Here is a 14,935-nt window from a genome sequence, read left to right as displayed (position 1 = left end):
AGCCTACTACGGAAAAACAATTAACTCCCATCGTCTATTTTTTGAAGGAGCATTTTTTTTGAGAGATGTTAGAGATTATATATTTTTTGTGATTAACGAAAGGCGATATGCAAATAAGGGTAATGTTAAAGTAAATGGAATTGATGGTGAGGTAAGGTATAATTATAAAAATTTTCTATCTGTAGGAGTAAACGCAAGCTATCAAAACTCAATTAATCACACCAGATTTTCTAAACCCAATTCTACAACGCCAGACATCACTTATTTAGATCCAGTTCCTAACCTTCCAAATTTCTATGGAAACGCAGATATCACGCTTCAGAAAAATAATTTTTTGAGTAAAGATGCTTCTATCCAATTTAATTGGTACACACAATACGTTCAGTGGTTTTACTTATACTGGAAATCACAAGGTAATTTAGAGGGAAACTCTACTATTCCAACGCAATACGTTCATAACGCTGTAATTACCTACTCACGCGAAAAAGGTAAATATAACATCTCTTTAGAGCTTAAAAACCTAACTGATAACCTAGCTTATGATAATTACATGCTACAAAAACCTGGACGTTCGATAGCTGTGAAATTAAGATACTTCATTAAATAATTTATAAACCTTAAATAATCATGTTAAACAAATTTAGAAACACATTAGTTGTTACCATGGCTTTTTTTGCGGCAGCAGCTATTTCTGCTTGTAGCAAAAGCAAAGATGAAACAACAGCACCAGAAGACAGCGAAAAAAAATACGGCATAATGATGCAAGCTGGAGCATGGCCAAACACTACCTACTACATCACTAGTATATCTAATTTAAAATCGGGTACAATTGATCTTAAAGGTAAGGGTGTTAATGTTTCGAATACGATGCGAGATCAAGGTGTGATCCATAAAAACGGAATTTACTACAGTTTTAATCCTAACAATAGTAAACTGGGGAAATATCGTGTTGAAAATGATTTGTTGGTAATTGATAGAGAGGTTCAATACGCTGGAATGTCAAGCTTTTCATCACATGTTTGGGCTGATGATAATACCATCGTTGTATTCGGCACCAATGGCGATCAATCTAAAATTAATTATTCTATCATCAATGCAACCACATTGTCTGCTACTAACGGGAGTTTAGCTCTTCCAGCTTCGCCAGATGCAACTTTTAGTAAATTCGGTGTAGGCTTTGCAGAATATCGTGCAGGAAAGATATATTTAGGTTATGGTCATTTAGGTACTTGGCCAAATCCGGCTTATGCAAAAGTATTGGTGGCAGCAATCAGCTATCCTACAATGGCAATTAATAAAGTTAGCGAAGATTCTAAATCAAAATGGCCAGGTGGACCAACTATATTTACGCCATATTCTTTTAAGGATGAAAACAACGACATTTATTTCACAACTGTTCCAGAAGGTGGTTGGGATTATGATGCAGGTTCTCTAGTTTATCGTATCAAAAATGGCTCAGATGATATTGACGCTACCTATAGCTTTGATTTCTCTTCTAAATCTAACGGACACTCGATCCAAGCATTATGGTACTTAGGTAATGGCCAAGCAATTGCTCGTGTTAGAATACCAGCAGATCGTTCTAAACCAGATTTTTACTACAAATGGGACAGCTATTTTTCTGTAATTAACGTAAGAACTGGTACTGTAATTAAAAAACTAGACCTTCCAACAGATAATGGAGATATCTATATCCAAGCTGTGGTAGTGGAAGATGGCAAGGGATACATCATGTTAAATGCTGGTAATGGTGCTAGTGCAATTTGGGAATATGACCCTACAACAGCTGCTTTAAGTAAGGGAGCCACATTTGGAGCTGGATATGATTTTCTGCTTCGCTTAGATAAGTGGAAGTAAGCCTGTTCATCGTATGTTTAAAAAAATAAATGCATGGATACACCTGTGGTTCGGCTTAGTGTCTGGAATTGTGGTGTTTGTGATGGGGATTACTGGTTGTGTGCTAGTTTTTAAAGTAGAAATCAACAAGTTTTTATCGCCTTTTACACGTGTAGAGTATACCGATGGAGCTAAAACCTTACCTCCGTCTATGCTATACAAAGCTGTTGAGAAAGCGGTGCCAAATAGGGAAATAGAATCTGTTTGGTATTATGGAGAAGGTATGTCGGCACGTTTCCGAATACACGAAATGGATTCTACAGTGTTCGTTAATCCTTACACGGCCGAAGTTGTTGCAATTGGACAATTACATGATTTTATTCATTTTTTTGAGGATGGCCACTACAATATGTGGCTACCTCAAAAAATTGGACGCCAAGTTACAGGATGGGCTACAGCCATTTTCTTCTTTTTATTAATTAGTGGATTGATTTTATGGTGGCCAAAAAACTTTAAAAAATCCAATTTTAATAAAAGCTTTAAAATAAAATGGGATGCCAAGTTTAAACGTGTTAATTACGATTTACATAATGTTCTAGGCTTTTACGCCATTATTGTTTCTATCATATTCGCATTTACTGGCTTAATGATGAGTTTTGCTTGGTTTAATAATAGTGTAGTTTGGTTAGCAGGAGGCGAGGGAAAATGGGAAAGAATAGCGGCGGTATCTGATACTACAACTAATTTAAAAACTAATATGTTGGAACAGGTAGACAAAGCTTGGTACAAAGGTGTTACAGAAATTGGTGAGCATAATAACGATCAAATTATCGTAAACTTTCCAGAAGCAGCTTCTGATGCCATTTATTTGTGCGTAGATATGTATCAAGGCACTTGGAGAGATGTTTATTTAGATCAGTACACACTTAAAGAATTACCCGCCTCAACTAAACGTCTTCGAGATGAAAACCTGTCATCGTGGATTAGAAGATCTAACTACGGATTACACGTCGGCGAAATTGGCGGTTTAACAACTAAAATTATCTATTTCGTTGCCAGCTTAATTTGTGCTAGCTTACCAGTCACAGGATTCTATATTTGGTGGGGTAAAAAGAAGAAATCGAAAAAGAAAAAAACAGCGTCAGCCTAAATAATACTCATCATCAAATAATTAAAATCAATTATATGGAAAGTACTTGCGTTGCAGCCAAACTGGCTGTTAAGAAAATCTCTTTGCGAAAAATTTTAAGCCTTGTTATTTGTTCACTTCTCGCTCAAACAGCCTTTGCACAACATAAAGGCAATGTTTCTGGTATAGTGAAAACGAGTTCGGGTAAAGCAATAGAATATGCATCAGTAGCTTTAAAACAAAGCGATGAGAAAATTTTTAAAGGCGTACTTACAGATTCAGTTGGACGATTTTTATTCACCAATGTACCTGTTGGAACTTACAAATTGGTGGTTTCTAGCATGGGGTATATCAATTACACAGCGCCTGCTTTTCACATTAACGAGGCTAAACACATTCATGAGTTTGCTAAAATTCAACTGGCGGATGATGCTAAACAGCTAAACACTGTAACAGTAAGCGGTCAGAAAAAAGTGATTGAGCAAAGCATGGATAAGATGACTTTAAATGTAGAAAATAGCATCTTAGCAGAAGGGAATACTGCACTCGAATTATTGGAAAGAGCACCAGGTGTGAAGATTGATAGTGATGGTAAAATTTCCTTGAAAGGGAGAACGGGCGTAACCGTAATGATGAACGGCAAGTTGACTTACCTGAGCGCAACAGAACTTGCTGTGCTGTTAAAGGCAACTAACTCCTCGTCAATTTCGAAGATAGAAATTATTAACAGTCCTTCTTCTAAATACGATGCTGCTGGAAATGCAGGGATCATTAATATTGTGATGAAGAAAAACCAAGTGAAGGGTTTAAACGGTTCTGTGACTGCTAATGGCGGTGCTGGTCGTAATGCTAGATATGGTAGTGGTTTTAACTTAAATTATCGTAGTTCCAATTTCAATATTTACGGAAATTATAACTATGCATATCGTGGCGAAACGGAGTATCTAGATTTTATTAGACGTTTTGCAGATGGTCAGGTGGCTACTTCAAGAACTTCAACACAACGTACTGAAACCAATGAGCCTTTAAATACGCACAACTTTCGTGTAGGTATCGACTACGAGATTGATAGCAATAATGTCATCGGACTTTTAGTGAACGGGAATTTAGGTAAATATATCCACGACAGTGAGACGAGTAACCTCATTAGAAATAGCCAAGGAACCTTGTTAAGCGAGATGTTCACTCAAAATTACGATAAGCAGAGTTGGGAAAGTTTAACCTATAATTTAAACTACTTACATCGCTTTGCAAAAAAAGGTAGAGAGTTTTCTGCAGACATAGATTTTGCGCCTAATCGTTTCAGTTCTAATCTTAATTTAGATACTTATACCCGTCCAAATGCTGATTTTCCAAATGGAGATTTAGCAAGAAGGCGAGGAACTGTACCAGCAAAAACAGATGTTTATGTGGCTAAAATAGATTATACCGATGTGCTAAACGAGCAGATTAAATTAGAAGCTGGTGCAAAAAGTTCTTTCATTGCGGCAGATAATAATCTGGTTTATCATCAGTTTACGAATAATGATTGGCAATTTGATGCAACTTCGAGTAACCATTTCAGATATAAAGAGCAAATTCATGCGGCTTACTTAAATTTAATGGCAGAGCTTGGTAAAACTTCAATTCAAGCTGGTTTGCGTGGCGAATATACCAACACTAACGGAAATCAAATCACTACAAATACGGTATTCACCAGAGATTATTTTCAGTTGTTTCCAAATGTGGCAGTTAATCAAAATTTGAATACGAATAATCAAGTACAGCTTTCGTATAGCCGTAGAATAGAGCGACCAAATTACAGTGCCTTAAATCCTTTCCGTATGTTCAGAGATCCATCTTTGTACTACGAAGGAAATCCATATTTGAAGCCAGAGCTAACGCAGAACATTGTATTTAGCCACGTATTTAAAAGCAAGTTTACTACATCTTTAAATTATAGTAGAACAAATGACGTAATTACTTGGGTAACGGGGCAGAATGACGCGACAAACACTACTTTTGAAGCTCCGCAAAACTTACCAAGTTTAATGAACTATGGTGTCAGTTTTACTGCACAAATGGAATATTTTAAATGGTGGGCGGGAACCAACTTTGCCAATGTTTTTCGAAACGAATATGATTTGGCCGATGAGCAGAAAAAGCAGACTAGTTTTAACGTAAATACACAAAACTCCTTCAAAATTGCCAAAGGTTTTGGGGCAGAGTTAAATGCTTTCTACAATTCTGCATCTGTGTACGGAATTATTACCGAGAGGTCTTATTGGGCAGTTTCGGCAGCTTTTCAAAAAAGTGTATTGAACGATAAAGGAAGCATTAAATTAGCCATCAACGATATTTTTCAAACCAATAATTACAGAAACGACACCCGCTATCAAAATATTAACATGTATAGCAGAATTTGGATTGATAGTAGAAGGGCAATCCTTTCATTTACCTACAGATTTGGAAAGCAATTTGAAAGTAGAACTCGTAAAACTGGTAGTGAGGATATTCAAAACAGGATAAAATAGAGTCTGTTATGGAAATCCTCATCGATCATAGTTGAGTATGATATTCTAAGTACGTAAACTGTGCAGCGAAGTAAACATTCGGCAGTCTTTTTCACGTAAATGTTTTTTTCCTGAACTACCTGAAACAAAATTTATACTGCCGTGTTCTATTGGTCGAAATCCTATAATTAAAAGGGTTAATAACCAATTTTTTTGAACTTAAAAGTATAAATACATGTCAAATACAAATCAAGTACTTAACGAGCTGATAGAGATTAACAACGATAGAATTGCTGGCTTTGAAAAGGCATTAGCAGATATTAACGATGAAAATATCGACCTAAAAGCACTATTTCAAGAATACGCTACGCAGAGTCGCAAGTTTAGTCAAGAACTTACTGCCATAGTAGCCGTAAGAGCGGGCGAACCAGAAACCGGAAACAGTGTTGCTGGAACTTTACACAGAGCTTGGATTGATGTAAAAGCATTGTTCGGTGGTTCCGACAGAGAGAGTATTCTTTCGGAAGCAGAAAGAGGAGAGGATGCTATTAAAAAAGCCTACAAAACTGCATTAACAGATGGAGGCTTACAAGGCGAGGCTTTGGAAACTGTATCTAAGCAATCGCAAGATATTTTAGCCGCTCACGATAGCATCAAAGCTTTAAGAGACGCAGCTAAATTGTAGTGGAAAATAAGCAAAAAAGAAACCACCTCATTTGGGGTGGTTTCTTTTTGCAATAACGCTTTAATAATAAGTTATGATCGAGGATGCAAAGAAAGCGCATGAGGTAGCCATTATAGGTGGCGGTCCGAGTGGTCTATTTATGTTAAAAAAATTGATCGACGGAGGAGGTAATCAGCTCGGCGTACATATTTTCGAAAAGGGGCAGCAACTGGGCGCTGGCATGCCTTATAGTAGTCAAGGCGCTAATGAGGAACACGTAACTAACGTTTCAGGGAACGAAATTCCGAGACTGGAGCAATCAATTAACGAATGGATTGTAAAAGTACATCCAGATACGCTTGCTCGCTTCAATATTGATTTAGATCGCTTCCACGAATATCAGGTTTTACCTAGGTTGCTTTTCGGACAATACCTTTCTGATCAGTTTCGCCTACTACAAAAAAAAGCAATTGAAGCAGGTATTGCACTACAGGTAACTTACGGTGCAGAAGTGGTCGATATCCTAGATATGCCTTCGATTGAGCATATAGAACTCAAGTTTGCTGATGGAAAAAAAATGAGATTTGAAAGTGTTATTCTTTGCACCGGACATTTTTGGCCTAAGCAGCATGAAGGTAAAATCTCTGGCTATTTCGATTCTCCCTATCCGCCAGTAAAACTGAAACAGATATTTAATCATCCTGTAGCAATACGTGGCGCTTCGTTAACTGCAATTGATGCGCTGCGCACTTTGGCCAGACAGCATGGGCATTATGAGCGCTCTGCTGAGGGCGTGCTTCAGTACTTACTTAATGAAGAAAATGCCAATTTTAGTATCGTTATGCACTCAAGAGAGGGGCTGCTTCCAGGTATACGCTTCCATTTGGATGAACCCATTTTAGGTAAGGATAGTTTATTTGACATAGAAGAAATTCGTCAGATAAGAGAAAAAAACAACGGTTTTGTACCACTTGACCTTGTTTTCGAAGAAAAATTTAAAAAGCCGTTGGCAGAGGCAGATCCAGAGTTTTACAATAAAATTGCTTCGTTAAATATTGAAGAATTTATTGATAGGATGATGTCTTTAAGGGAAAGGTTAGACCCGTTTCAGCTTTTCAGGGCCGAATATAAGGAAGCCGCAAAATCCATTCGTCAGCATAAGTCGGTGCACTGGAAAGAAATGCTGTGTGGTTTAAGTTACACCTTAAATTATCCTGCCAAATATTTTTCTGCTGAAGATATGATTAGGCTGAAACAAACATTGATGCCGCTAATTTCGCTAATCATAGCATTTGTGCCACAAAGTTCTGCCGAAGAATTGTTGGCGTTACATGATGCTGGCATCTTAAAATTGGTAGCCGTTGGCAAAAATAGCGAAGTAAGGCCACTTGAAGAAGGCGGTGTTGAATATGAAATTGAGGGTAAAACCACGCGTTACCTTACATTTATTGATTGCATTGGCCAACCTCACCTGTCTTTCGATGAAATACCTTATTTAAGTTTAAAGGAAAACGATACAGTTGCTCCGGCGAGACTTTCCTTCCGCAATCAAGAAATGGCTGTTAAAATGGCTTCCGAAAATCAAGATATTGAATTAGACCACCAAGGTAACTACTATTTAAGGGTGCCAGGGTTGGCTATTAACGATTATTTTCAAGTGGTAGACAAGTATTTTGCGCTTAACCCAAGAATTTATATAATGGCTGTACCATTTATTGGAGGTTACAATCCAGACTACTCTGGCTTAGATTTCTGTGAAACTGCGGCTGCCAGAATTACAGCAGCACTAATGGCAGCAAATGTTAATTAAAATTAGGTAATGGAAGTAATTGAAAAAGAAAACACTACTACGCTGAAATTGTATATGCTACTCTTGGGTTCAAAAGCTGAGGGAAGGAATGTAGAACAGCACGATTTTTTCTTTGGAGTGGCAAATTCTTTGGCCGAGCTTGTTCCTCAGTTACATGCCTTTTGGCCCGAGGCTGGCAAAAGCCTGCATATTGATGGTTGGCGAGAGGTTACAGCTGTTGAAGGTTATAAGGTGGAGGTTTACCCAAAAAACGGTGATGAACAGGTCTCTGCACATAGGTTATTTTTCATCAACTTGGGCGGCTATACTGCTGGCAGGTTAGAGGAGCAACATTACACTTTGCTATCGGTATGTGCCGATAAAGCCGAAGCAACACAGCGAGCTAAAAAAGCTGCTTTTTTTAAGCAAGCGTCTGTTGTTGGTGTAAAAGGAGCCAATGCACACATTGATGAGAAATATGGCATCGATGTAGATGAGATCCACCGCATCGAGGATATTTGGCATCCTCAGCTAGTCCAAAAATATGGCATCAGATTACTGCCTACAGAAAATTTAGTAGCAGATGAAATCCATTTAGGATACTTCCGCTTAGATAGACTTTGAAATTAAGCAGCTCTTATGGGCTGCTTTTGTTTTTATAAGATGATTTTTATCGGTAAGTTTTGTCAAATTTTATAGCGATTAAACAGTTTTAAGCGAAGAGTGCTATCTTAGACGTTTAACAATGAAACCTACGAAACTATGCCGCTAACCATCAGAAATATTAGAAAAGATGATAATCCTATCATTGCAGAATTAATCCGTAAAATATTTAGAGAATTTAAAATTGATAGACCAGGTACGGTATATACCGATCCCACAACTGATGCACTTTATGAATTATTTCAAGCCAAAGGAGCAGGATATTGGCTGGCGGAAGAAGATGGACAGTTGTTAGGCGGTTGTGGCATTTACCCAACAGAAGGTTTGCCCGATGGATGTGTAGAGTTAGTGAAATTTTATCTTTCTACAGAAGCCAGAGGGAAAGGTTTGGGCAGAAAACTTATGGAACAAAGCATTGCTTCTGCCCGCAAATTTGGCTATACGCAAGTTTACCTCGAATCGTTTCCTGAACTTTCTACAGCCGTAGGAATGTACGAGAAAGCTGGATTTAAAAAATTAGTGGCTCCAATGGGAAATTCGGGCCATTATGCCTGCACATTGTGGATGATTTTAGAACTGTAAGTGTCTAAAATGGACCTTCTTGTGATAAATTCCCTTCATAGACAAACATCACAGCTATAAGAAAATTTAGATTAAGACCTGATTTGTAGCGCCAACCAATTGGTTTAAACCTACGATTTCTTATTATTGTACTCTAAATATAAACTTTTACTCTGGTTAGATGCAGCTGCGGAAATTTTGTTTTCTGTTATTTTTGTTATTGAAAAGCACTTTGCTTGCTTTTTCACAGCTGTCGTTTGACCATATCACCATTTCTCAAGGTTTATCGCAAAGTACGGTGCTTTCTATTGCAAAAGATAGCCGTGGCTATATGTGGTTTGGTACCAGAGACGGAATTAACCGATATAATGGCAAAAACATTAAAGTATATCGTCACGATGATAGCAAGAGCAATTCTATCAGTGCAGATGACTATATCTACACCATTGCTAAATCGAAGGAAGAGAACCTGTGGATAGGTACCCAAAAAGGTTTAAATTACTATCAGCCAAAAATAGATGCCTTCGAAAAAATATATCACGACGAAAAAAATCCTTCTAGTTTAATTGGAAATGCGGTTTTAACTGTTCTCGAAACGAAGAATGGAAAGGTGTGGTTTGGTACCAATGCCGGTTTAAGTATGATCGCTGATGCCAAATCTCGCAAATTCAAAAATTTTCAAGTTAAAGATGGATTAGCTGGAAATGAAGTCTATGCCATTTTTGAAGATAGCAAAGGCAATATTTGGGTTGGAACTACCACTGGATTAACAGTTCTGAAACCTTTGGGAAAGGACAAATATCAATTCACCAATTTTTTTTACAAAGCAACAGTACCTAGTGGTTTAAGCGGCAACGCTATCAAGACTATTGTAGAAGATAAAAAAGGTAATATATGGATCGGAACTGAACGAAACGGAATTAGTATTTATCATCCGGAGAGAAAAATATTTACGCACCTACAGCAAAACTCTGCTGGCCAAAGCGGATTAAGCAATAATTTCATCAGAAAAATCATCATAGCAAGAGACGGAAAATTCTGGATAGGAACGATGAATGGGTTGAACATATTCGATCCAGCCACTGGGAAAATTACGGTATACAAGCACGACTCGGAAAACCGAAAAAGTCTGATAGATAATTCCATTAAAGATCTTTACGAAGATGATCAGGGATCGATATGGGTAGGTACCAATTTTGGAGGCATCAGCGTAGTTCATCAAAATGCTGTTCCGTTCGATGTTTATAAATACAGCAAGTACCGAAATAGCATCAGTAATGATATTATCAGTGTAATAGCCGGGATAGACCATCAACATATTTTAAGTGGAACAGAAGGTTCTGGTATTGATTACATGAATACGCAAACTGGAGTTTTTAGAAATTTCAGGAATGATCCTTCAAATCCATCTAGCATAAGGTCTAATAATGTAAAATCCATATTTAAAGATAATAGAGGTTTAACTTGGGTAGGTTTGTACGAAGGCGGACTGGAACTTTTTGATGTGGCTAATGGTACGTTTAAGCATTTTAAACCTGATCCAAAAGACAGTACAAGTATCAGTCATGGCTATGTGAGTAGCATTGCGCAAGATCAACGAGGACGTTTGTGGATCGGTACATCGTCAAAAGGAATTAACTTATTCAATTACGATCAACAGAATTTTACGAGAGTAACCAGTAAGTCGAAAGGTCTCAAGATCAGTAGTGATTATATTCGTGTAATGCTTGGCGACTCGAAAGGTAACCTTTGGGTTGGTGCTGCAGATGGATTGAATATTTTAAGAAAAGACAAAAATCAATTCGAACTTTTTTCAAAAGATAAACACGGCTTAAAATCTAACTATATCAATTGTATCTTAGAGGATAAAGCTCATCAAATTTGGATTGGTTCGCATCGTGGCGGTTTGTCGAAATACCTTCCAAAAGAAAATAAATTCATCAATTATACTACTAAAAATGGCTTGCCTAGCGATAATGTAGTAGGTATGGCACAAGATGATGCAGGTAATATTTGGATAAGCACGGATAGGGGACTATCTAAATTTGATACCAAGCAGGCAACGTTTAAAAACTACTATGTGAGCGATGGGCTACCAAGTAACGAGTTCAGTTACAACGCAGCCTACAAGGCACCAAACGGAACGCTTTATTTTGGTAGTTATAATGGTTTGGTTTCATTTAAACCACAAAATATTTCTAGCAATAAAACTCAGCCTGCTGTAGTGTTTACGGCATTACGTCTTTTTAATAAGGATGTAGAAGTAGGAGGTGAGGATGGAATTTTAGAAGAAGACATTTCTTTTGCCCCTAAAATAACTTTCAGTGCGAACCAGAACATTTTTACGGTTGATTTTGTGGCCTTAAATTATGTAAAGCCAGAGCGAAATAAATATGCTTATAAACTAGAAGGATTTGAGGACAACTGGAACGAGGTTGGTATTCCCTCTGCAACTTATACCAATCTTCCCGCTGGTACCTATCACTTATTGGTAAAAGGCAGTAATAATGACGGTTTATGGAATGCCAATCCTGCTAGGCTGGAGATTAAAGTATTGCCGCCAATATGGAAAACTTGGTGGGCTTATTTAATTTACGCAATAGTTTTTGTAGTGGCTTGGTATTATATCAACAGGTTTTTAAGAAGACAGGAGCGCTTAGAAACCGAACTACATTACGAGCAACTTAACTATAAACAGCAGCAAGACCTTTACCAAAGTAAGTTAGACTTCTTTACACGGATATCTCACGAAATTCGAACTCCACTTACGCTAATTTTTGCTCCTTTAGAGAAACTGATTGAAATTACTAAAGAAAATCCTTCATTAAATACGCAGCTAAACGCTATAAAAAACAATACCGACAGATTATTAAGGCTAATTAAAGAGCTGCTAGATTTCAGAAAGATAGAAACAGGAAACTTGCAATTAAAAGTTGTAGAAACTGATTTGGTTGCTTTTTGTAAAGATGTGTTCGAGGCTTTTAAAGATCAAGCGGCTAATCAAAATCTCAACTTCCAGTTTGAGGCAAAGAAACCACCGCTTAGTGCATTTGTAGATTTATCTCAAATGGAGAAAGTAGTCTTCAACCTCTTGTCAAACGCTTTTAAATATACACCTTCTGGCGGCACAGTTAAGTTAATTGTTGACGAGGTTGATAGTCATATTCAAATTAAAGTTTATGATACGGGAAAAGGAATGTCTCAAGAACATTTAGACCATATCTTTACCAATTTCTACCAAATTAAAAATCAAGACCAGCAAATAACCGGATGGGGCATTGGCTTGGCCTTGGTGAAGAATATTTTAGATCTGCACAAAGGTGAAATTACGGTGCAAAGTGAAATGGCTACCAATGAAAAGGCAGGATTTACGGAGTTTTGCGTATCTATCTTAAAAGGCACAGCGCACTTTTCACAAGAAGAATTTGCTGAAAAGATAGAGAACTTATCCGTAGAACGAATGAAGATCGATGATCTGCATTTGCCAAATGAGCCCGCTGCTGTGCCAAATTTAAATGAAGAAGGACAAATTAAAAAGCAACATGTGCTGGTAGTGGAAGATAATGATGAGCTGCGGGAGTTTATTATGCAATCTCTACAAGTACATTACGACGTAATAGGATGTGTAAATGGTGCTGAGGGTTGGGAGTATGCTGTAGAAAACATTCCAGATTTGATTGTTAGCGACGTTACCATGCCAATAATGGATGGAAATGAATTTTGCAGAAAAATTAAGGAAGAAGAAAGAACCAATCACATTCCAGTAGTGATGTTAACGGCAATGGCTTCGCATTTACACCAAATACAAGGTCTAGAATCGGGGGCAGATGTGTATATCACGAAACCATTTAGCATACAAGTTTTAGAGTTGAATGTAAGAAACCTATTAAGCTCTAAAAATGCGTTAAAAGCGAAATACAATAAGGAGTTAATGCTAACGCCTACTAAGATCGCCTCATCATCATCGCCAGAAGAAAGGTTTTTAAGTAGGTTGATGCAGATTGTAGAGGGAAAGATGGAAGATCCAGAATTTAACGTTTCTGCTTTAGTAGATGAAATTGGAATGAGCCAAACAGTACTGTATAAAAAAATTAAGGCACTTACGGACCTTTCTATTACCGATTTTATAAAGTCTATTAGGTTAAAAAGAGCAGCGCAACTGCTAATAACTGGTCATTTAAGTGTAGCCGAAGTAGCCTATTCTGTAGGTTTTAATGATAGGAAGTACTTTAGTAAGGAGTTTAAGAAACTATTTAATTTAGCTCCGTCTGATTATGTGGGAGAGGCTGGTAACAACGATAATCAATAAAAATACACCCCTATTAGATTAATTTGTACCCCCATCTGCTAGATAATTTTAAAAATCTTTGAGGGAAATCATCAAGGCTGATTAATAAATGAGGAGATATTACAAAATATTTTTGTTGCTATTGTTATTCGCTACAACTGAAACCTATTCACAACAGCGCAAGCCCAATGTTATTGTAATTGTTGTAGACGATGCTGGTTATGCAGATTTTGGCTGTTATGGTGGCAAAGAAATTCCTACTCCAAATATTAATCAAATAGCAAAAAATGGAACATTATTTACCAACGCCTATGTCACCGCTTCGGTATGTGCGCCATCTAGGGCTGCAATGCTTACGGGGTTGTATCAACAGCGATTTGGCTTTGAACACAACACTTCTTCCAAGCCTGTAAAAGGCTATAATATTTCAGATATAGGCTTAGCTGCTAATATTCCAACTATTGGTAACCAGATGAAAGCTAATGGCTATCGTACCATTGCCATTGGTAAGTGGCATCAAGGCGATACTGAGCCTTATTTTCCGCTTAATAGAGGGTTCGATGAATTTTATGGTTTTATAGGTGGCCATCGCAATTTTTTTGCTTACGATAAGGTGCCATCTCGAGAAACAATGTTGTTTGATAATCGCGAAATAGTTCCTGAAAGCCAAGTAACCTATCTTACTGATATGTTTACCGATAAGGCATCAGGTTTTATCAGTAAAAATAAGACTAATCCATTTTTTATGTATTTGGCATACAATGCTGTACATACACCTATGAACGCCAAGAAAGCATTGATGCAACAATTTGCACACCTGCCAGAAGGAAGAAGAGCTTACGCTGCAATGATGCTAGCTTTAGATGAAAACATTGGTAAGTTGATGAAGACATTGAAAGAGCAGCACCTATATGAAAATACATTGGTTTTCTTTATTAATGACAATGGTGCGGCTACCAATAACAGTGCAGATAACGGTAAGTTAAGAGGCTTAAAAGGTTCTAAATGGGAGGGAGGAATTCGTGTGGCATTTTTAATGCAGTGGCCTGGAAAAGTTCGGGAAGGTAAAGTTTACCATAATATGGTTTCATCATTGGATATTTTGCCTACCACTGTGGCAGCTTCGAATGGGACATTTGTAAAGAAATTCATTCCTGATGGTAGAAATTTGATTCCTTTTATCAATGGAAATAATTTAAAGAAGCCTCATGAAGCTTTGTTTTGGCGTAGGGGAATTGCAGCTGCGGTTAGAAAAGATAATTGGAAAGTCATCAAAGCAGGAGATAACCCTTTATTACTGTTTGACCTCAAAAAAGATACTTCAGAAACTACTAATTTAGCTTTAAAGTACCCAAAAAAAGTACAGGAACTGCTTCGAGATTTAAAAAAGTGGGAGCAAAAAATGGATAAACCGCATTGGTTTAGCGATTATGGCGATAGCAATCAACTAATGAAACATAAAATGGAAGTAGTAGGACGTGAAATGGAGCGGAAATATCCTTAAAAATTGAAC

Annotated in this window: 9 protein-coding genes; all 9 read left to right on the top strand. The window is 37.4% G+C overall.

The features are described from left to right. Window positions 1-627: 627 nt before the first annotated feature. The 9 genes from AC23ME_RS08375 (at window position 628) to AC23ME_RS08335 (ending at window position 14,926) form a co-directional block, all read left to right on the top strand. Complete coding sequence (locus AC23ME_RS08375; RefSeq protein WP_487727304.1) at window positions 628-1,857, top strand: DUF4374 domain-containing protein; 1,230 nt, start codon at window positions 628-630, stop codon at window positions 1,855-1,857. A 13-nt stretch (window positions 1,858-1,870) separates the two neighbouring features. Beyond that, complete coding sequence (locus tag AC23ME_RS08370) at window positions 1,871-2,986, top strand: PepSY-associated TM helix domain-containing protein (protein WP_487727303.1); 1,116 nt, start codon at window positions 1,871-1,873, stop codon at window positions 2,984-2,986. Window positions 2,987-3,021: 35 nt separating this feature from the next. Continuing rightward, window positions 3,022-5,478: an outer membrane beta-barrel protein gene (locus AC23ME_RS08365; protein ID WP_487727302.1), complete on the top strand. Its 2,457-nt coding sequence runs from the start codon at window positions 3,022-3,024 to the stop codon at window positions 5,476-5,478. Between the two features lie 214 nt (window positions 5,479-5,692). Continuing rightward, window positions 5,693-6,142: a ferritin-like domain-containing protein gene (locus tag AC23ME_RS08360; protein ID WP_487727301.1), complete on the top strand. Its 450-nt coding sequence runs from the start codon at window positions 5,693-5,695 to the stop codon at window positions 6,140-6,142. A gap of 73 nt (window positions 6,143-6,215) precedes the next feature. Continuing rightward, window positions 6,216-7,931 carry an FAD/NAD(P)-binding protein gene (locus tag AC23ME_RS08355; protein ID WP_487727300.1) on the top strand — a complete coding sequence of 572 codons (1,716 nt, stop codon included), beginning with the start codon at window positions 6,216-6,218 and terminating at the stop codon, window positions 7,929-7,931. 9 nt (window positions 7,932-7,940) lie between these two features. Beyond that, window positions 7,941-8,534, top strand: a complete 594-nt coding sequence (locus AC23ME_RS08350) for a DUF1543 domain-containing protein (protein WP_487727299.1) — start codon at window positions 7,941-7,943, stop codon at window positions 8,532-8,534. A 138-nt stretch (window positions 8,535-8,672) separates the two neighbouring features. Beyond that, window positions 8,673-9,155 carry a GNAT family N-acetyltransferase gene (locus AC23ME_RS08345; protein WP_487727298.1) on the top strand — a complete coding sequence of 161 codons (483 nt, stop codon included), beginning with the start codon at window positions 8,673-8,675 and terminating at the stop codon, window positions 9,153-9,155. Between the two features lie 199 nt (window positions 9,156-9,354). Beyond that, a complete protein-coding gene (locus AC23ME_RS08340) occupies window positions 9,355-13,443 on the top strand; it encodes a hybrid sensor histidine kinase/response regulator transcription factor (RefSeq protein WP_487727297.1) in 4,089 nt (1,362 codons plus the stop codon). An 88-nt stretch (window positions 13,444-13,531) separates the two neighbouring features. After that, window positions 13,532-14,926 carry a sulfatase-like hydrolase/transferase gene (locus AC23ME_RS08335; protein ID WP_487727296.1) on the top strand — a complete coding sequence of 465 codons (1,395 nt, stop codon included), beginning with the start codon at window positions 13,532-13,534 and terminating at the stop codon, window positions 14,924-14,926. Window positions 14,927-14,935 lie beyond the last annotated feature (9 nt).

This window comes from Pedobacter sp. T50_32 (assembly GCF_057652195.1).
The sequence above is the reverse complement of the archived record's forward strand: the minus strand, read 5'-3'. Positions and strand labels throughout refer to the sequence as shown.